17 protein-coding genes are annotated in these 21478 nt (G+C 39.0%); 5 read left to right on the forward strand and 12 right to left on the reverse strand.

The genetic code is table 11. The annotated features are described in order from the left end of the window. Window positions 1–135: 135 nt before the first annotated feature. The 8 genes from ASE01S_RS08760 to speE form a co-directional block, all read right to left on the reverse strand. Complete coding sequence (locus tag ASE01S_RS08760) at window positions 136–498, reverse strand: response regulator (RefSeq protein WP_067841122.1); 363 nt, start codon at window positions 496–498, stop codon at window positions 136–138. A 658-nt stretch (window positions 499–1156) separates the two neighbouring features. Next, window positions 1157–2755 (reverse strand): CTP synthase, encoded by a 1599-nt coding sequence (pyrG, locus tag ASE01S_RS08765; protein WP_067841125.1) that lies wholly within the window; start codon window positions 2753–2755, stop codon window positions 1157–1159. Between the two features lie 849 nt (window positions 2756–3604). Continuing rightward, window positions 3605–4171 (reverse strand): DNA-directed RNA polymerase subunit delta, encoded by a 567-nt coding sequence (rpoE, locus tag ASE01S_RS08770; protein WP_067841127.1) that lies wholly within the window; start codon window positions 4169–4171, stop codon window positions 3605–3607. 137 nt (window positions 4172–4308) lie between these two features. Continuing rightward, complete coding sequence (locus ASE01S_RS08775; RefSeq protein ID WP_067841130.1) at window positions 4309–4896, reverse strand: P-loop nucleotide/nucleoside kinase family protein; 588 nt, start codon at window positions 4894–4896, stop codon at window positions 4309–4311. Between the two features lie 289 nt (window positions 4897–5185). After that, the gene (gene argS, locus ASE01S_RS08780) at window positions 5186–6853 is read right to left on the reverse strand and encodes an arginine--tRNA ligase (protein ID WP_067841132.1); all 1668 of its coding nucleotides are present in this window, start codon (window positions 6851–6853) and stop codon (window positions 5186–5188) included. Beyond that, entirely contained in the window at window positions 6850–7275 is a 426-nt protein-coding gene (locus ASE01S_RS08785; protein ID WP_067841135.1) for a YwiB family protein, read from the reverse strand. The genes argS and ASE01S_RS08785 overlap by 4 nt, the downstream gene beginning before the upstream one ends. A gap of 567 nt (window positions 7276–7842) precedes the next feature. Continuing rightward, window positions 7843–8715 carry an agmatinase gene (gene speB, locus ASE01S_RS08790; protein WP_067841137.1) on the reverse strand — a complete coding sequence of 291 codons (873 nt, stop codon included), beginning with the start codon at window positions 8713–8715 and terminating at the stop codon, window positions 7843–7845. 12 nt (window positions 8716–8727) lie between these two features. After that, a complete protein-coding gene (gene speE, locus ASE01S_RS08795) occupies window positions 8728–9549 on the reverse strand; it encodes a spermidine synthase (protein ID WP_067841139.1) in 822 nt (273 codons plus the stop codon). A gap of 175 nt (window positions 9550–9724) precedes the next feature. Between speE and ASE01S_RS08800 the strand changes: the two genes are divergently transcribed. Beyond that, the gene (locus ASE01S_RS08800) at window positions 9725–11635 is read left to right on the forward strand and encodes a transglycosylase domain-containing protein (protein ID WP_067841141.1); all 1911 of its coding nucleotides are present in this window, start codon (window positions 9725–9727) and stop codon (window positions 11633–11635) included. Window positions 11636–12307: 672 nt separating this feature from the next. Here ASE01S_RS08800 and ASE01S_RS15985 read toward each other — a convergent pair. Beyond that, window positions 12308–12454, reverse strand: a complete 147-nt coding sequence (locus ASE01S_RS15985) for a hypothetical protein (protein ID WP_169793100.1) — start codon at window positions 12452–12454, stop codon at window positions 12308–12310. Between the two features lie 150 nt (window positions 12455–12604). Beyond that, the gene (locus tag ASE01S_RS08805; RefSeq protein WP_067841143.1) at window positions 12605–13498 is read right to left on the reverse strand and encodes a LysR family transcriptional regulator; all 894 of its coding nucleotides are present in this window, start codon (window positions 13496–13498) and stop codon (window positions 12605–12607) included. Window positions 13499–13645: 147 nt separating this feature from the next. Between ASE01S_RS08805 and ASE01S_RS08810 the strand changes: the two genes are divergently transcribed. From ASE01S_RS08810 to ASE01S_RS08825, 4 genes are all read left to right on the forward strand, one after another. Next, complete coding sequence (locus tag ASE01S_RS08810) at window positions 13646–14617, forward strand: ABC transporter ATP-binding protein (RefSeq protein WP_067841146.1); 972 nt, start codon at window positions 13646–13648, stop codon at window positions 14615–14617. A 154-nt stretch (window positions 14618–14771) separates the two neighbouring features. Continuing rightward, entirely contained in the window at window positions 14772–15785 is a 1014-nt protein-coding gene (locus tag ASE01S_RS08815; protein WP_067841148.1) for an ABC transporter substrate-binding protein, read from the forward strand. A 62-nt stretch (window positions 15786–15847) separates the two neighbouring features. Further along, a complete protein-coding gene (locus tag ASE01S_RS08820; RefSeq protein WP_067841151.1) occupies window positions 15848–17503 on the forward strand; it encodes an ABC transporter permease in 1656 nt (551 codons plus the stop codon). Beyond that, window positions 17500–18576 (forward strand): MBL fold metallo-hydrolase, encoded by a 1077-nt coding sequence (locus ASE01S_RS08825; RefSeq protein ID WP_067841153.1) that lies wholly within the window; start codon window positions 17500–17502, stop codon window positions 18574–18576. Before ASE01S_RS08820 ends, ASE01S_RS08825 begins: the two co-directional genes overlap by 4 nt. 576 nt (window positions 18577–19152) lie before the next feature. Here the strand turns inward: ASE01S_RS08825 and nagA are convergent. Continuing rightward, on the reverse strand, window positions 19153–20289 hold the full coding sequence (gene nagA, locus ASE01S_RS08830; RefSeq protein ID WP_067841156.1) for an N-acetylglucosamine-6-phosphate deacetylase: 1137 nt from the start codon (window positions 20287–20289) through the stop codon (window positions 19153–19155). Between the two features lie 54 nt (window positions 20290–20343). Next, on the reverse strand, window positions 20344–21478 hold a 1135-nt coding region (locus ASE01S_RS08835), incomplete at its 5' end, for an SIS domain-containing protein (RefSeq protein ID WP_245630349.1).

Consider the following 21478-nt stretch of genomic DNA (forward strand, 5'->3'; position numbering starts at 1 on the left):
GCCAGTCAATAGAATGTTGATTGGTTACTCTAATAGCATACCAATTTCCTTACAATGGTGCAACATAACATGTCGGATGTAATCGCTTTCTTGTGGATTTTTTTGCTTTTTATCAAAGTTAGATATGTACTCTTTTTAATTTTTTAAAATTTGATTGATTTGCGTCTTGGCCTCAACAATATTAAACGGCTTAGAAAAGTAACCTTTTACAGACATGAATTTATCAGTTTTTGGCCTTATTTCATCAATAAGTCCACTCATAACAATTGTGGGAATGTGATAGCCTTGATCTTCCAGTTGGGCTATGACCTTACTGCCATTCATTATGGGTAAGCGATAGTCTATGATAAGCAAATCTGGTTGTGAACGTTTTATTTCTTCGATAGCTACAATACCATTTTCACAACTCGTCACTCGGTATCCCTCACTGCGAATAATTTCCTCTAGTAAAAAACGGATTCCCTTTTGATCATCAACAATTAAAACATTTTTTGACATTTACACCCCACCTTTTGTAATATATTTCTAATATTATAAAATATTTGTCGATTGTAGTCTAAGGCAAAACTAAGGCTTACTCCATAAAGAGTTGGCAACAAGCATTTTTTGCTATATTCTAGATTTATTTATCAATATCCTGCAAAGGACATGAATTTTTGCCGAAAAATTCTTCCTAATGCTCATAAAGCTGGAGATTCAGAATGGAGTTAAGCAAGCTACAAAATAGACTTAGAGCAGAGAAGCCTTCACCTCTAACAACTTTTGAGCGAGAACACCAGTGTAGCAATGTCTATCGCTACGCCTTGGTAATTCCGACTGAAAAGTTACTCTAAGTCCTACGTGCTCGATGGGCTGTTTTCGTCTTTCACGACCATCTATATATTAGCCATAAAATAAAACTTCGTTCAGTGGTGGGTTCAACGCATAGGATGTGCTCGTGCAGACGTTGTGACACGACGAGTCAGCTTCCTCTCCCCCCACTGAACGTTAGTTGAACCAATCGGGCCGTTACTGGCTGTTGGATCTCCCACTTTGACACGACATGTCCTTTATTTCAGTGGGAGTCTTACAAAAGCCCTTCGATGGGGCGAGTAATCGCAGCCTCAGCCAGTTACACTGCGATAACTTAGTACTATTTGTCGTTGTCACACATCTATTATTGGCTAACGACCGCTCCGATAAAGCCTGAGAATAGCTGCTGCGGACGTGTTGGTCGTGATTTGAATTCAGGATGGAATTGTGATGCGACAAACCATGGATGATCTGTCAATTCAATCGTCTCAACTAGTCTACCATCTGGGCTTGTACCAGAAAAAATAAACCCTTCTGCTTCCATCGCCTCTCGATATTCGTTATTAAATTCATAACGGTGGCGGTGGCGTTCATAGACGAGATCCTCACCGTTATAAGCTTTCTTAGTCTTACTGCCATCTTTTAATCGACATGGATAAAGTCCTAATCGCAATGTGCCCCCCATATCAGCGATGTCTTTCTGTTCAGGTAATAAATCAATAATTGGATGAGGCGTACTAGGGTCAATTTCAGCTGAATGAGCGCCTTTTAAGCCGAGTACATGACGAGCAAATTCAACAGTAGCCAATTGCATACCGAGGCAAATACCTAAAAACGGTACTTTTTGTTCTCGGGCGAAGTGTATGGCTTCAATTTTACCCTCAATTCCGCGATCGCCAAATCCACCTGGAACCAGAATACCATCGACATTTGCTAAAAGCTCTCCAACATTATTAGAATTGACTTCTTCTGAATTAATAAATTTCACTTCTACGTCAACATGGTAAGGATAGCCTGCATGTTTTAACGCTTCTACCACTGAAATATAGGCATCCGGTAGCTCAACATACTTTCCTACAAGTCCAATTGTTTTTTTATCAGATAGGCTTTGGACCTGCTCTGCTAATGCCTGCCATTCTTTCATGTCAGGCTGAGGACAATTTAGACCAAAATGATCGCACGTAATCTGATCAAGCTCTTGTGCCTGTAATGCTAACGGAATATGATAAATTGTAGCCGCATCTGTTGACTCAATAACATTGCGTTCGTTAATATCGCAAAATAAGGCAATTTTCTCTTTCATTTCCTTGCTCACTGACTTTTCTGAGCGGAGAATAATAACATCAGGTTGAATACCAAGTGATCGTAATTCCTTAACACTGTGCTGTGTCGGCTTTGTTTTCAACTCACCTGCTGCTTTAATATACGGCACTAATGTGGTATGAATATACATCACATTCTCTCTGCCAATATCACTTTTTATTTGGCGAATCGCTTCAAGGAATGGCAGTGATTCAATATCACCTACAGTTCCGCCTATTTCTGTAATAACAACATCTGCATTGGTCTGTTCAGCGGATTGGAAGACTTTTTGTTTAATCTCATTAGTAATGTGTGGAATAACTTGGACTGTGCCCCCCAAGTAATCGCCACGTCGCTCTTTCTTAATCACAGTAGAATAAATCTTCCCCGTTGTAATGTTGCTGTACTTTGATAAATTAATATCGATAAAGCGTTCATAATGACCCAAGTCTAAATCCGTTTCTGCACCATCATCAGTTACAAAAACTTCTCCATGTTGATAGGGACTCATTGTGCCAGGATCGACATTAATATAGGGATCAAACTTCTGAATAGTGACATTTAGCCCTCTATTTTTTAATAGTCTTCCGAGTGAAGCAGCTGCAATCCCCTTCCCAATTGAAGATACAACGCCACCTGTTACAAAAATATATTTTGCCATGTTGTTTTCGCTCCTTTACAATATTCAATAAGTTTAAATGATAAAAATAATAAAATAATGCCACATGCTTTGATAAAGTGAAACTTCGTTCAGTGGGGTTTCGATACATAGGATGTGCTTGCGCAGACATTGCGACACGACGTCGCGAACATAGTCAGCTTCTTCTCTCCCCTACTGAACATTAGTTGAACCAGCCCCAGCCCGTTACACTACACTGCGATAATTAAACAGGCCGAAGTCAAACCCAAAAGTCAATCATACTATGAACCTTTATGTTGGACCTGCATTTTCGATTGGGTTTACTTAGACTTGTTCTTTTAACAGTAAGGTAATGAATAGGTTTTCCCACGCCCTTCACTTCCGTCTAGTCTAGTTTGCCAAACATGGATTAGAAAAAACATAACGTGAGCCCCTCCTTAGTGTAACGTGAGAATTTTCCCAAATGAGGGCTAGCAAAACTTATCAGAGGTATTGGTATTCCTTCCTCCCAGCTTAGCCCCTATTAAGGGACTTATCTTGGAGTGGGTTTTACGGACGGATTAACACCTTGATGAAATACCCACCCATTTCAGATGTTAAATAAAGAAAAACCGAGAAGATCACTCGGTCCTTTAAACCTTTCGGAGCTTTAACCGCTTCAACATAATTCAACTTGATTTAGCGGAAATTTATCGAGCTTCGCTCGATAAAATCTGGAAGCAAATACGCCAAGGGCGCATTTGATATTAGCTACTCGCTTATAATTAAATAAAAACGTCCCCCTATAGAATAGGGGGACGTATTCTTAAATTAAATCATAGAGCCCAAATAAAATATTACGCACAGATTTAAAAAAAGTCAAGCGCCTTTTTATTTTTGCTCTTCCTGATCTTCTTCTTCAACATCATCTTCATCTTCATCATAGACATCTTCGTCATCTTCGTATTCATCTTCATAATCATCATCTTCAAAGACATCATCAAGATCATCATCAATTAAATCATCTGCTGCCAAGTCTATATCCTCTTCATCTTCATCATCAAATCCTGCTTCAACAAAGTCCAATGGAACTTCGGTTAGATCCTCAGACGGATCGATTGCATCTTCCAACACCTTGCTGGTCGATTTTTTCTTTTTCTTCTTCTTTTTCTTACGCTCGGTTGTAATTTCCTCATCAATTTGTTCTACTGGATACCATACCTTCAGCCCCCAAAGACCAGAGCCTAACGTTAAAAAACGTCCATCAATATTCAGATCTGTATAGAATTGAGCAATAAATGCTTCTTTATCAGCTGAAGAAAATCGTTTTAATTCAGCTACTTTATCGAACAAATCCTGATAATTTAATGCTTTTTTTTCATGCTCCAATATAATGATGGCTAATTCTATCATGGAAAGATCATGTAAATTATCATGGTTTAACTTAACTGAGCTCACCGTTTTAGCACTCCCTTTATTTCATATTGTCCTGTTCACAATCTCAACAAGCTGATTGCTTCTTTCTTATCTCCTGTACATTATATGGGTATGGACTTGAAAATGCAATATGATAAGCTCGACAAGCAAAAAAGTCCTTAGCTTTGAACAAATTCGAGTAACTGAGCTAACTTGTCTTTGGTCAGTTCACCTGAATTATCATAAATATAAATATGACCATCCGGTATATTCCAATTAATAGTTGGAATAAAGTTCACTCGTGTTTCGTAGCTATCCCAATTCTCGAGCTTCCATCTATCACGCACTGTTCCTCTGTTTTCAATGCGCTTACGTTGTTGTTCGATATCTGACAGTGTCACGACGATAACTTTAACCTTTACCTCTTCATATGTCTTGTTAGCAGCTGCTAACACTTGATCAAGCCATGCTTGATCCTTAAGCTCTGCCGTAAAAGGGGAAATCATAAAGACATTTTGACCCATTCGGAGATTTTCTATACAAATATCTTTCGTTGTGTCATATTCTAAATCTCTTAAATTTTCTTTGTAAAAATCGGAATCCCGGTCATCCTTGGCTAAGCCTTGCTGCTCAAGGTAGTGTTCAACAAATCGACCACCTACTGTATCACGATCCAGGAAAGCACATGGTACATGTGCCGCTATTCGTTCCGCTACTGTCGATTTGCCTGTGCCTGCTACTCCGACAAAAAAAACTAACTGTTGCATTAATTACACCCCTCCCAAGAATGTGAACATTTTCTTTCTTTATGTTAACGCATACAGTAAAAAAATGCATGCCTTTTCTTCATTTTATTTTGGCTATTAAGGGAAAGAAAATGACTCGGAGAATTTGGCTAGAGAATTGTCGAAAGTTCAGCATATTGACTATAACTAATGTCAGAAAATGAACAGGTTTCAACTAAGTTAACTCCGCAAAGGCTAGATACCCTCTGCGGAGTTAGTCGACGATAAGGCCTTTCCCTTTATTGGCCATACAACAAAAAGTAAAACGACTCTACATGCTTTCAAGTGCGGATACACCTATTAAACGTAATGCATTTGCAATAGTAGTCCGAACGGCCTGCATTAAAGCAAGACGTGCCTTCGTTTTAGCTGGTTCACTCGGTTCAAGTACCTTTTCGGCATTATAATAGCTGTGTAACAATGAGGCTAAATCGAACACATACTGTGTTATTCGGTGTGGTGTTCGATTAATGGCTGCATCAGCGATGACTTGTGGAAAATCACCAAGGTGCTTTAACACAGCTTCAGCCTTTTCACTATTCAAGTATGATAAATCAGACGTGCTCGGTTCAAACCCTTGTCCCTTAGCTTGCTTTAATAGGGTACAAATTCTAGCATGCGCATATTGAACATAATAAACGGGGTTATCATTCGACTCTGACTTGGCCAAATCCATATCAAAGTCTAAGTGAGCGTCACTTGAACGCATCACAAAGAAATAACGCATTGCATCAATGCCAACCTCTTCCATTAATTCACGTAACGTAACAGCTTTACCCGTACGCTTACTCATCTTGACTTTTTCACCATTCTCAAAAAGATTGACCATCTGAATAATTTGGACCTCTAGTTTGTCAGCGTCATGACCTAAGGCTTGAATGGCTGCTTTCATTCTTGGGATATAACCGTGATGATCGGCTCCCCATATGTTAATCAATTGATCAAAGCCTCGGTCTAATTTATTTTTATGATAGGCGATATCTGGTGTTAAATAAGTATAGGAGCCATCCTGTTTAACCAGCACACGATCCTTGTCATCGCCAAATGCTGTGGTTCTAAACCAAGTAGCACCATCTTCTTGATAAGTATGGCCTTGCTCTGCTAGCAAGTCTAGCGTTGGCTCAACTTTACCTGTTTGATACAATGAGCTTTCTGAAAACCAGTGATCAAAATGGACGCGGAAATCTGATAAATCTTTAGCTAGCTTATCTAATTCATATTTTAACCCATGTTCACGGAAAAACGCTAAGCGTTCTTCCTGAGGCTTGTGAACCCAAGTATCTTGGTACTGTTCGGCAAGGTCCGCTCCAATTGCAATAATATCTTTTCCGTGATAACCGTCTTCAGGCATTGGAACATCCTTTCCTAGTGCCTGCATGTAGCGTGCTTCAACAGATAAAGCTAAGTTATTAATCTGATTTCCTGCATCATTAATATAATATTCACGTTCAACTTCAAATCCAGCAGCATCTAGTAGATGACAAAGTGAATCACCAACAGAAGCCCCACGTGCGTGACCGAGATGAAGGTCGCCAGTTGGATTAGCTGAAACAAATTCTACTTGAACACGTTGACCTGACCCTATATCAGAGCGTCCATAATCTACGCCTTGATCAAGAATTGCCGGAATTAAGTTGGTCAAATAATGATTATCGATAAAAAAATTGACAAACCCAGGTCCTGCTATCTCAATATTTGTAATCGCTGCTTTCGATTGATCGATCGTATTGACAAGTTGTTCAGCAATTTGACGAGGAGGCTGTTTAGCCACTCGCGCCAGCTGCATCGCAATATTAGTAGCATAATCGCCATGACGCGGATCTTTAGGTTTCTCCAAGATGATTTCAGGTAGCTCGTCAGCTTTAGCTAGTCCTGATGTCAACACAGCCTCCTTAATTCCAGCTTTTAATTTCTCTTGCATTTCCTGCACAATGCTCATGATTCATCCTCCTTGATAGTAAGTAACAGCTTATGTTGTCGTTCATTTTCACCACTTAATTTTGTTGAATAGTCAATTAATAATTGACCCATTTCTGGCTGATAGGTAAGGGATTTTGTATAGGTTTCCATATAGATAATCCCAAATTGGTGTCGATAAATATTTTCTGTATACTGAGCAGGCTTAAATTGTTGTTTCATTTCGACACCGCCTGAACGGTTAATCGTTACTTGCTCAGCTTTTATCGTGATCATCGTCTGTACCTTAGGCTGATCATCTATTTCTTCCGTAAAGCGAAGGACCGTTTTCGTTAATGTATTAAACATTTGACCATCAGCTTTAATTTTAGTCACTTGTCTACCACTATCATCCTTTATTTCTGTTTCTAACTCAATTTTAACAAATCGCTTGTCTGCTTGCATATCGATCATCCTTAAACCTATTAAGTATTTCTAAGTATAGAAATGATTGTGAGGAAACTCAAGGGGAAATTTATCTTTTCTAGATCTTTTGATCAAAATAATCAAACAAATATGACAGTTCTTACTTTTATCTCAGTGTAACTGGCTGGGGCTGCGATTACTCGCCCCATCGAAGGGCTTTTGTATGACTCCTACTTCAAGAAATAAGGGACCCGATTGGTTCAACTCACGTATAGCGGGGAGAGAGGAAGCCGACTAAGTTCGAAGTCGTGTCGCAACGTCTACACGAGCACATCCTATGTGTCGAAATCCCCACTGAACGAAGTTTCACTTTATATTACAAAAACGACTAACCCTAAAGCATGGACGGATTAATCGATTTTGCAGTCTTCGAAAAAAACGAGTATGGTCAGCGAAAGATATTTTTTATGCTTCTCCAGTCAGAGCAATCATTGGAAAAAATGAGTATAAGCAACTTAACTTTGTGCTCATGAGTATCCTTTACTCTAACTGTTAGGTTAAATGAAGCCTGAATAATAATTTGTTACAGATTCCTATTTTTACTTTCTATTTGACCCAGCCTAAGAGCATCTCGCGAACAAATTTACTTGCAGCTATAGCCGTCTTCTCAGTCGGATCATATGCTGGGGCCACCTCAACAAGATCTGCCCCGACAATATTAACGTTAGCATCAGCTAACAAATGAATGGCTTGAAGCAATTCTTTCGAACTAATTCCCCCTGCTTCCGCTGTCCCTGTACCAGGAGCGTATGCAGGATCGAGCACATCAATATCGATCGTAACATACACATCTGAACCAGCCAATCTAGGAAGAACTTTAGCTAGTGGCTCAGCTACTTGAAAACGATAAAGATGCATCCCACTCTCGTTCGCGTAAACAAATTCTTCTCGCATTCCTGAACGAATACCAAATGAATAGACATTCTCAGCACCAATTAAATCACAAATTTTACGTACTGGTGTCGAATGAGACAGTGACTCCCCTTCGTATTCCTCGCGTAAATCTGCATGTGCATCAATGTGAATAAGCTTTAAGTCTGGATATTTTTGATAAACAGCTTGTACGACTGGCCATGTAACAAGATGCTCACCACCTAATCCTAACGGGAATTTATTTTGCTGCAATAACTCTGTTATATAGTTGTATATGGCAGTTAAGCTCCGCTCTGCGTTACCAAATGGCAATGGAATATCCCCTGCATCAAAATAGGCTACTTCCTCTAAATGCTTGTCTAAATAAGGGCTATATTCTTCTAACCCTATTGATGCTTCACGAATTCGATTTGGTCCAAAACGAGATCCTGGACGAAAACTTACCGTCCAGTCCATTGGCATGCCGTATATGACAGCACGGGCTTGCTCAAAATCAGGTCTAGACATAATAAATACCTTCCCTGAATAGGCATCATCAAATCGCATATCTTTATCTCCTTACTTTGTTAGATCTTCGACGAATTTTGGCAATGCAAAGCTTGCCTCATGTATCGACTTTGTATAGTACTTTGTATCGATATCTTGGTATGTGGCATCTTTTAATGGATCATATTTTTTGCTCCCAATCGTGAAGGTCCATAGTCCGCTAGGATATGTCGGGATATTAGCTGTGTAGAGTTTGGTAATTGGAAAAATCTCGTTAACGTCTTTAAAGACTTGTTTAATCAAATCTGCTTTAAACCATGGGTTATCTGATTGTGCGACAAAGATTCCATCTTCTTTAAGAGCCTTACTAATACCAGCATAAAAGCCTTTGGTAAATAAATTAACTGCCGGACCGACAGGCTCTGTTGAATCGACCATAATCACATCATATGCTGCTTCACTTTCAGCAATATGCATAAAGCCATCCCCTACTTTAACCTCAACTCTGGGATCATCTAGTGTACCCGCAATGGTTGGTAAATACTGTTTTGATGTCTCAATGACACGTCTGTCAATCTCCACCAGTACTGCTTTTTCTACGGAAGGATGCTTAAGCACTTCACGGATTACCCCACCATCACCGCCGCCAACAACTAGCACATGCTTTGGATTAGGATGGGTAAACAATGGGACATGACTGATCATTTCATGATACACAAACTCGTCTTTTTCTGTTGTCATGACCATTCCATCAAGAACAAGCATATTGCCCCATTCATTGGTCTCAAGCATATCAAGCCTTTGAAAGTCTGTTTGCTCTTCAGCTAAAGTACGTTTAACCTTCGCTGTAATCCCAAAGCCATCAGTCTGTTTTTCTGTATACCACAAATCCATTATTTGTCACTCCTTGATTTAGCAAATTATCATTTTATAAATTGAAACACATTCATTTTAGAGTTTTTTGAAGAAAAAGCAAGCTTTTTTTAGACGAAAATGTTTAAAGCACTTTCAATATCGTGATACTGAATAATTAAGCAATCCTTAGTTAGTATGGAAGGAATGAAGTAGGATGGGTAAAATAATTCGGCACACCATTATTTGGACTGGTGCAGGGCTTGGACTATTCATGATAACCATGTTTGTCACCATTTATTTGCTTGGTCCGCCCGACCTTAATAATCAGCCTATTACTATTTATGATGATGAAGGCGAAGTACTAGTTGCCTTATACCCTGATGGACAAACAACCTGGCAGCAATTAGATGAGATAAATCCAACGCTTATTGAAGCCACATTAGTCATGGAAGATCGTCGCTTCTATCAACATGGTGGACTTGATCTAAAAAGAGTAGGTGGCGCTATGTTAGAAAATATTCGTCATGGTCGTTTAAAGGAAGGCGCCAGTACTATTAGCCAACAGTATGCCCGTAATCTATATTTAAGCCACGAGAGAACATGGACACGAAAACTAAAAGAAGCATTTTACGCATTGAGACTTGAATGGTTTTACGATAAGGATACCATTCTAGAAGGGTACTTTAACACCATTTATTACGGTCATGGTATATATGGAGCAGAGGCGGCTAGCCAATTTTATTTTGGCAAATCGACTGATGCATTATCCAATGCAGAAATTGCCTTGCTTGTTGCCATTCCGAACCGTCCAAATGCCAATTCTCCAATCGATCACATTCAACAGGCTAAACAAGAACAGCACCGTGTCATTCGACGTCTAGTCGATGAGGAAATATTATCTGACACAGAGGGGTACTTAGCAAGTATAGAACAATTTGAAATTGTTGGCGAACAAGAAACTGATCCTCATATTGGCTATATAGCAGACTATGTTATCAATGAGGCAAAGTCAATACTAGGACAAAATCAGCTTGATGGTTATCAGCTTTATACAACATTTAACGCAAAGGATCAACAAGCACTATCCAAAGCAGTCCTGCAGCACATCAATAAAGATGAATTACAGGTAGGGGCAATCACTGCTGATCCAAATATAGGAGCGATCAAGGCTATTATTGGTGGGGTAAATTATCAGGAGAGTCCTTTTAATCGAGCCATCCAGGCTAAGCGTATGTTAGGCTCTACCTTTAAACCCATTTTATATTATACTGCATTGGAGAATGGCTTTACTGCGGCAACCACACTTGTCAGTGAGCCTACTTTCTTCCAATTTAATGACGGGACAAGTTATGCACCAGGTAATTTCAATCAGGCCTATGCCCAAGATTCGGTTACGCTAGCCCAAGCGCTTGCATTAAGTGACAATATCTATGCAATTAAAACACAGCTTTTTTTAACGCCTGAACGCGTTGTTGAACAAAGTCGCATGCTGGGGATTACAAGTGAACTTGACCCAGTCCCATCCTTAGCACTTGGGACATCATCCGTCAGCGTCTTGGAGCTATTAACTGCGTACAGTCACTTTGCAAATGGTGGCTATCAGGTTAGACCTTTTTCAGTGACTAGGGTTGAGAGTGCTGAGGGGGAAATTATTTACCAACATTCCATTGAACGGAGAGAGCAGGTTCTTGACCCACAACAAACGTTTATCCTAAATCAACTGCTTACAGGTATGTTCGATCCAAATTTATCAAGCTATTTATCCGTTACTGGAGGTTCGATCAGTGAGGAGCTATCAGGTGACTATGCAGGTAAGAGTGGTTCGACTCCATCAGATCATTGGATGATTGGTTATAGCCCAGAATTAATTGTCGCAGTGTGGACAGGTTATGATGATAATCGTAACCTAGAGCAAACACAAGCTGCCAAATTAATTTGGCGCGATGCAATAGAGGCGGGCCATAGCCAAGGGAGTGATGCTTTTACCGTCCCACCAGGAATTGTAGCCGCTTATATTGATCCCAGCTCGGGTAAACTAAGCAGTGAGCATTGCCCTGTCAGTCGACTGATGTTTTTTGTAGAAGGGACAGAGCCTAAACAATATTGTCAAATACACGATCAATAACAACAACAACTTAGGGGTCTTATCCAGTTAGACAAAGCGGATAAAGTCTAACAGAAAAGGTTCTAGCTTGTTTTAGATCGCTTTAATTTCGACAACGGCTAAAAGAAAATCTATTCTTATCATTTGTAAAACATTAAGTGCCGTTTACTAAGTGGTAAAACGGATTAAAACAATAGGCTTACTAAAAAGAGAGTGAACTCCCTAGAAGAACCCAATCCGCCTTGGCGTATTTGTACCCTGATTTTATTGATTGAGGCTCGATAACTTGTTTTGAAAATCTGGGGCATGCGCCGGAGGCTTTAACTTATTCAGCCAAGGTTTGGAAGTCCAACTGAATGTTGAAAACAAATAGGCATTCATCCCACCACTATAGAAGCGGGAGACTTCTGCTGAATAAAAGAATTGCGCGGAAAAGAGCAAACGCTTGAATTTTGAACTGTGATAGAATTGGAGCAGCTCTATAGCCTATTTGCGTTTGCTTTCTCAACGCCAATCGATAATATGTTAACTTTATTTTTTAACAGCAAGCCAATAAATAAAAACCGTCGAGTTCTTCACGCCCTGTTAGAGAGCCCCTCTCCTTTATTGTTTCGTTTTAGCGCGGTCTCCTGAGTTGTTTACGAAAAAAGTAAGAATCAGTAAGCTTCTTACCCCCGATTGTAATAAATCTCTTCATTTTTTGTCCCTCATGCCTCCTGCCTCTCGAGCAGTTATGTCGCCTTGTCCTTCACTAATATCTTTTTGGATTTCTTGTTTGACTTTTTGCGCATCGGTTCCCGACTTTAAATTAGAATTTAAGCCTTTCTTTGGTTGTTGCATAATAGACCTCCTAAATTTTTTTAAACAACCTTATTATTTACCAAAAGAAATAATATAACCAAGGACAGCAGGGGAATTTACAACTCTTGCACTCCCCACTTAAAACAAAGCTTCCTTTGTCTAGCAATGTTTCTTATCACTGCTGTCTAATTATTTATCATCAACGACCTCTTCTTTTAATCTCAAAACGAGCTCTTTAAAATACTGAAACGGTCCACTCATCCATAAATGACGATGATAGACAAAACGGATCTGTCTTTCTAAGTCTTGATTCTGCAATTCAATATAGGATAAGTGATCATCCTTTTCGATCAATCTTTTTGAAATAAGGGCTACTGCTTTCCCATATGATAGCATCTTAATAATTGTCGAAACTGAATCAAGTTGAATCATTTCTATTCTGAGCCTATTTTCATGCAACCATGATTTAGAAAAATGCCCTGTTGAGCTTGAGAGTCTATGTACAAGTAATATTTGATTAGATAAATCATTTTCTGCTAAAGCAGTTTTACCGTTAAATGGGTGGGTCTTACTAAAAGCTAGAACAATCTTATCACTGGTGATTGGTTCGTAAATAAGGTCCGGTTCATGATTCCCTGTTTCCATTACTAGTCCGCAATCAAGCTCTTGTGACAATAACCTTCTTTCTATGTCTGGGGCTGTTTTAACATCTAGCGATACTTTTATTCCCGGGTAACGTTCAGCCAGCTGATGAATCAGTTCTGGCATGAACAACTGTGCAGGGACACCACTTGCTCCCAATTTTATCGCACCTTTTTCACCATTCTTATAATCTGCTACACTTTTTTCTAATGCACGATTTGTCTGACTTAGCTGTTTGGCATAGTGATAGAACATTTCTCCTGCATCAGTAAGTCTGTACCCGCCTGCATTGGTGCGAAATAACTTAATACCGTAATCGTCCTCTAAAGATTTAATATGAAATGACACAGTAGGCGTAGATAATCCTAATAATTTAGCGGTATCTGTCATTTTTCTCGTTTCTACTAATGAAATAAACACATTCAACTTTTGAATATTCACTTTATCACCCGAAAGAATTTTAGATTTTTTCTAACAATATATTGATTTTATCAGATTCTTTTTAATTTAATGTTAACAGCTAGTTAATATTCTCTAAACATTCCTGCCCTACACTAAAAAGTGAGGAGAAAACGGGGAGAGGATAAGATGATCATCCACTTAAAAGGGGTCGAGAAAAAGTATGGCCATGTACAAGCAGTAAAGCCGATTCATTTAACAATAGCGGACACTTTTGTTACGATTCTCGGTCAATCTGGCTGTGGTAAAACGACATTGTTAAAAATGTTAGCAGGACTAACAGAACCAACATCAGGAGAAATCTATTTTGACGATCGGACAATTTTTTCTAAGTCCAAAAAAATTAATGTAAAGCCAAACAAACGTCAAATTGCTATGGTATTCCAAGATTTCGGATTATGGCCACACATGACGGTCTTTGAAAATATTGCATTTGGCCTCCGAGGAAAAGTGGCTAAAGCTGAACGTACTGATATTGTTCATGATGCACTGGCAAAAGTAAAGCTTGAAGCTAAAGCCGCTGTAAAGCCTGGTGAGCTATCAGGGGGGCAACAACAGCGCGTCGCCCTAGCGCGAGCTATCGCCATTAACCCGAAGCTTATTCTATTTGATGAAGCACTTAGCGCACTTGATGCGATTTTGCGTGAACAAATGCGTGAAGAAATATTGACAATCGTGCAGTCGATTGGCTCTAAAGCCATTTTTGTCACCCATGATCAAACAGAGGCGATGGCTATGTCCGATAGTATGATTGTGATGGATATAGGGGAGGTTGTCCAAACTGGCTCACCTGAAGCTATCTATCATGCACCTACTAATTCATTTGTAGCTAACTTTATTGGTAAAACCAACTGGGTAGAGGACCAAGAAAAAATGATTCGTCCTGAGCATATTCATCCAGATCCACAAAAAAATACAACTCTGAGGTCAGGAGTTGTCAAAAAAAGCATGTATGAGGGGGATCGTTATCTTATTTTTGTCGAGGTTGATGGCTATTTGTGGAGATTCTATCATAACGATTCCTATCCACAAGGAACTAAAATTAAGCTTTATCTCGAGGAAAACCAGATTATTCCCTTAAAAAAATCTAATCATCGCTAAGCCATTTAAGTGAAGGCTTTAACTTGATTCAGCCGGGGGGGTGAACTCCCACTGACTGAGATACATATAGGCATTCATCTCACCACTTAGAAGGGGGAGCCTTCGGCTGAATGAAGTACTTTATTATATGGTAATAAATACAGGAGGCATAATGATGAAAAAACTAAAATTAACAGCAATGGCAGCAATTTTGACAACAACTTTACTTCTAGGTGCATGCGGAACTGATCAAAATGAAGATCCCGGTACTGACAATACTTCTTCTGGCAACCATGTTATTACTGTTTATTCCGCCGGACCAGGAGGCCTTGCAGAGAATATCCAAGAGGCATTTGAAGCGGAAACAGGAATAAAAGTAGAAATGTTCCAAAGTACAACTGGAAAAATCCTATCTCGTTTAGAAGCAGAAGCCAATAACCCAGTAGCTGATGTTGTCGTACTTGCATCGGTTCCATCTATGGAAGGCTTGAAATCTGAAAATAAACTTCAAGCCTATCAAGCAGAAAATGGTGACAGCATTAATCCAGATTGGAGTGACCCAGAACATTATTATTATGGATATAGCGCAGCTGCTCTTGGTGTTGCCTATAACACCAATCAGATAGAGTCAATTGATGCTGATTGGAATGACTTTAGTGACCCAGAATGGCAAGGACGCGTAACCATGCCTGATCCAACCTCTTCTGGTTCTGCTGTTGACTTTCTTTATGGATTGACAAATGCCAATGATGATGGTTGGGACATCGTTCAAAACTGGATCGACAATGACCTACTTATCGCAGGAGCGAACAAAGAATCATTAAATGCTGTTATTACTGGTGATAAAGATGTGGTTGTATCAGCAGTCGATTATATGACATATAAAGCAAAGCATGATGGTGAGCCTGTTGATATTTACTACCCTAAAAGTGGTACGGTCATCAGCCCACGTGCAGCGGGTATTCTGGCTGATGCTCAAAATTTAGAAGGTGCTCAAGCCTTTATCGATTTCCTATTATCTGATACAGCACAACAAATGGTAGCTGAGGCATACATCTTACCTGGTAATGGTGCTATTGAATTAAATGATCGTCCTGCTTTAAATGAGATTCCGACACTGCCTGTTGATTGGGAAAACGCAGAGGAAAAACAAATAGAGACATTAAATGAGTTTACATCACGGAATTAGACTTTTATCATGAGTTATTCAAACATTAGTCATGGTGAAGTAACCACACTGGAGGAATACGTATGATTATACGTAAACACGCCCCTTTTACGGCTTTGTTTATACTACTAATTATTTTAGCTGGAGCACCACTTTTAGCGGTGCTCGGCTATACTTTTTTCAAAAATGGCACTTTGTCATTCGAATCATTATTAACAGTCTTACAAGATAACAACATCATCAAAACGATGCAAAATTCATTATTACTCGGTCTTTATGTTATTGCTGCGACGACATGTATCGCACTTCCGTTAGCAATCATTAGAACTAAAACGTTTCTGGTCAAAAAAGATTGGTTAGATATCGTCTTTATCATCCCTTTTATGACACCACCATATATCGGTTCAATGGGGTGGATTTTGTTCATGCAGCACAATGGTTATTATGAGCAACTCTTCTCTAGCGAGGCCCCTTTTACCTTTTTTAGCGTGCCAGGAATGGTCTTTATTATGAGCATGCACCTTTATCCATTTCTTTATTTAATGCTAAAAAACGCCTTATTAAGGCTGGATGGTTCTTTTCAGGAGGCTACTTTAATTTATGGTGGTCACCCCATCATTAACTGGATTCGGGTGGTTTTGCCATTGCTAAGCTCCAGTTATGTTATGGCAGCCCTACTCATCTTTATTAAAACATTAGCTGAGTTCGGTACCCCTGCCACTTTTGGTAAGAGAATTGGCTATGATGTCTTTATAACAGAAATCCATGGTTATTTGTCACGCTGGCCCATTAATATTTCAGCTGCTACCAGCCTATCGTTAATATTACTCAGTGTTTGTATGATCATTTGGTATATCCAGAACTTGATTAGCCGTAGGTACACGTACGGGACCCATTCAGGTAGATCTATAAGTTCAAGTCAAACAAAGGATTCACTTCTTGTTCGGATCTTTTCAATTGGGTATGTCCTTCTCATATTAGGGCTATCTATTGGCATACCCTATTTCTCTATTGTTGTCACCTCCTTGTTAAAGGTTCGTGGTGAACCACTAAGTTTTAGTAACTTAACACTTAGTCACTATACTGAATTGTTCACCGTTGGTTCTTCCAGCTTACAAGCATTATTGAATAGTATTAACTATGCGTTTATAGCATCTACAATAGCAGCATTAATTGGATTTTGTATTGCACTATATGTAGGAGATGCCAAGAAAAAGCCACAACAACTGCTTGATTTCATCAGTTTGTTATCTAATATTATTCCTGGAATTGTCTTTGTTGTTGGTCTTATTTTGTTCTGGAATGCAGCATGGCTCCCGGCAACCATCTATAATACAAATTGGATGCCGATCCTTACTTATATTGTGCTGTTTTTACCTTTTTCGGTTCAATATACCAAATCAGCACTTTCCCAGCTTCATCAATCTATATACCAATCAAATGCGGTATTTGCCCAAAATAACTGGGTCATTCTATTAAAAGTATGGCTTCCGCTTTTGGGACAAGGAATTTTAGCTGGTTGGATGATGACCTTTATTATTTCAATGCGTGAACTAGTTGGTTCTTTACTTATCCTACCTCCATCAGTTGAAACGAGTGCTACCTATATTTATAGCCAGTTTGAACAAGGTGATGTATCAAAAGGGATGGCCATGGCCTTCATAACCGTACTCTTAACGGTCGTTTGTATTTTCTTGATTGAAATCATGCAACGAAAGGCATTATCCAGAAACGAATGATCGATGTAGTCATCCTTGGAGGAGTAGGAGAATATGGACGAAACTGTTTTTTAGTAACTGACCTAGCAACCAACACACGCATTTTGCTGGATTGTGGTGTACGAAACGGAAAGCCGGAAGTATATCCGCCAATTACCGCAGAGTTAGCCAAATCAATTCAAGCCGTATTTATTTCTCATGTTCACAATGATCACATTGGCGCACTGCCTTTACTAGCGGAAAAAGGGTTCAAAGGGGATGTGTGGATGAGTGAAGCCAGCTTAAATCAGTTGTCATCGATCATTCCAACATGGCAAGAGAAATCTGCTCACCTATTTATAGATAGGTTACATTTTCGCTCTTTCTCCAAAACGACCAGAGGAAAGCGAATAAAAATTACAGAAAATCTCTCTATGACTTGGGGTTATAGTGGACATATGCTCGGAAGTGTTTGGTATAGCTTTTATCTAAAGGAGCGAGCTGTTTTTTACTCAGGCGATCTGGCACTGGCTTCGCCATTATTAGTAACAGACACACCTAATAACCTGGTTTATGATGTCGCACTGATTGATAGTGGACACGGTGGCCAAACCATGCCCTATCAAAAGAGTATCAAGAATATTTTATCAGCAATGGCTGATTCATCGGAAAAATATCTTATTCCAATTACGATTTCTGGCAAAGCCTGTGATCTACTGTATTCCTTATTTAAGGCACTTCCCGATAGAAATTTTTTGATTGACAATCAACTCTACCAACATTTACATGCCTATTTAAAACATTTAGATAATATTCATAAAAATAAATGGGCTGATTTGGCATCAATGTTAAATAGTAGACGTTTAGAGGTATATCAGGGTGTGATTAAGCCAGGCATTTACTTATTACGAACCAAACCAGGTGGATTTCATAAAATCAATACAGCTGTTTTTAAAAATGAGCAATCTCCTTTTTATAAATCACACCCTGATTACAATGATCTTAAAACATTAGTTCGATCAATCGATGCAAAGGAATTTATTTTTTTCCATAGCAAGCAAACGGATTTAGAAACGATATTACAAGCGTTACACTCAGATCTTTTTTTAAATTGAGAGATTTGTGAAAAGATATTATCCGATAAAACTAAGCTTTACTTTTAAAATTAACCCCTCGATATTATGCTTACATTTCTAGAAGCTATTGTTTTTTTCTCAATAAAAAGAGTCTGAGACAAAAGTATAATTAGATAGATGAGATCCGAACATTAATATGACAAAGACAGATACCGTTTCAACAAAACACTTCACTTTTACTTGCCAGCACAAAGGAGACAACTTCATCAATTCAGTGTCTCCCTAGCACTTACCAGCACAATGGAGACATCTTCATCAATTCAGTGTCTCCCTAGCACTTACCAGCACAAAGGAGACAACTTCATAAATTCAGTGTCTCCCTAGCCGTGGGCACGGATTTAGCTAACTATGTGAAGAAAGGCACTTCACACAGTGGATCTTCAGCTCGTACTTTCCCATAGGAGTCTTCTTATTTTGTCTCCACTATGTTAAATGTTCGGACACTTATGCTATCTATTTCGTTTTGTCTCAGCCTTTTTAAGTTAATGATGAGGGTTAGTCAAACTCCCTAGTAACAAATATCTCGAGTGCATTTCCTTAAAACACCCGATTATCTTATCGACTTTCTTTTCCATCAACCCATCTACTAAGTATTTGAAAGTCATCATCTAACACGACAAAATCAGCTCGAGCTCCTTCAATAAGTGAACCTATTTTTGTATCCAAACCGAGTGTCTTTGCAGGATTCAATGTTGCCATCTGAATAGCTTCTTCAAGCGATACTTTTTCCCAACGGACGATATTCCTAATAGCTTGAAGCAACGTAAGTGAACTACCTGCTAACGTGCCATTCATCGTTCGAACGGCACCTCCTTTCACTTGAATAGGTAATTTACTTCGAGTATAGTCACCATCCGGCAATCCAGATGCTGTTGTTCCATCAGTAATCAAAATCGTATGGCCTACACCTTTCGCTCGTATAATCAGATCAACAATTTTCGGATTTAAGTGATAACCGTCACAAATTAGCTCTGCATAAAGCTTATCATTAACTAAACTTTCCCCAAGAATACCCGGTTCCCGGTGATGTAGATTGCGCATGGCATTAAAGGTATGAACAGCTACGGATGCGCCATGGTTAATAGCTTCTTCCGCTATATCAGCCGAAGCGTTCGAATGACCAATCGCAACCACAATCCCTTGCTCATGGGCATACTTAATCAATTCCATTGCACCTGCTAATTCTGGAGCAATCGCAATTTTTTTGATCAGCCCATCCGCCGCTTGTTGCCACTTTTCTAGAAGCTCCTTGGCAGGTAGTCGCAAGAAACGGCCATCTTGAGCCCCTTTAAATTTTTCTGACAGAAAGGGACCTTCAAGAAAAATACCGATAATATTAGCTCCACCTGCGTGTCTGCGGGCTTCTAATATGTTTCGAATAGCCGTTATTATTCTTTCTGGCTCATCTGTCTGTAAAGTCGGTAAAAAAGAGGTGACACCACATTTTAATAAATTTTCCTTCATGGCCACTAATTCCTCAACACTAGCATCAATGACTTCTACACCGTAGTGTCCATGAATATGAGTATCAATTAAACCAGGAATTAGCAAACCATTATATGTGTAATCAACTTTATTTCTCTGATCCCTTGGCAAAACATGTGTAATGATTCCATTCTCTATTTCTAAGACATGATTCACGATAAAACTTCCATTGTATAAAAGCCTCTCTGGTGCGATCGTTACACTCATCAAATTTCCCCCTTCAATAAAGGGACTGACGAAAATGTCAATCCCCTTTAAAAATTATAGTCTTTTACTGTTTAATTTTTGATGAAATTGCTTGTCCTTCGGAATAGATGGATCAACACCCTTTAATTCAGGTACACATGCACAAATCAATTGCATAGGAATCACTAAGAACAGCATTTCGTATGGATTATGCGCATAAATTGGTAAGTAGACACTGTTTCTTTGATCATCATCCTTTTGGTTCGTGACAACGTACACATGATTTGTCCATTCACTTAATACGTCTATCAATTTTTTAACACGTTCCTCTTGTCCAAAATCATAAATAATTAGCGTCGATTCCTCGTTAATCGCATTATAAATGCCATGGATAAACTCCTCAAACTCATACCCTGTGACAGGAATACGCAATGTTTCTAGTATTTTTAAAGCCGTTTCTAACACGTCACCGTATTGATTTGCCATCCCAATCACACGAATGTCCTTCACTTTTGCTAGATCTTGCTTATGTGCACTAACCCATTGATTAGATATTTGATAGATTTGTTGAAATTTACCGATAGCTGATTCTATCAATGATAGCTCATGTTTGAAATCAGACTCGGAAATATGCTTTCTTTCTAATGCAACAAATAGCCCAAAGAGCATCAAGTTCAATTTAGTGGTGGTATACCCTTTTGTTTTAGGTCCTGCATTTTCTTCACCACAGAAGACAGTTAACTGATCATCCGCTATCTCATCGATTAAAACATGTTCAGCACCTGCCATCGACGCAACTCTTGCACCTTGATGCTTCCCTGTTACCATAGCATGATATGTGGAATAACTACTCCCCCCTTGTGATAAACCAATCACTAAGGTTTGATGCTGATTAGCTAAAAAGGTCTCATTCGTTACTTGAAATGGATATAGCGCCTCTATTTCAATCTTCAACAATTTTTGCAGAAAAGGTTTAGTTTGTAAGGCTGCATGAAAACTAGTACCTGATCCAGTCAGAATAATTTTATCAAAATCTGCTTGTTTAATATTCTCAAATAGCGCTGCAGATTTTTCAATAATTTCTCTCATCTTGATCGGTGTTTCTTGAATATAGTCTTCTACTTTCATTGTAACAATCTCCTCGTATAGTATATTTAAGAACAAAATTTGCTCTTTGAAAATTAAATAATATGTTACATTTTTATTTCGG

Source organism: Amphibacillus sediminis NBRC 103570, from assembly GCF_001552275.1.
In the GTDB taxonomy this organism is placed as follows: Bacteria; Bacillota; Bacilli; order Bacillales; family Amphibacillaceae; genus Amphibacillus_B; species Amphibacillus_B sediminis.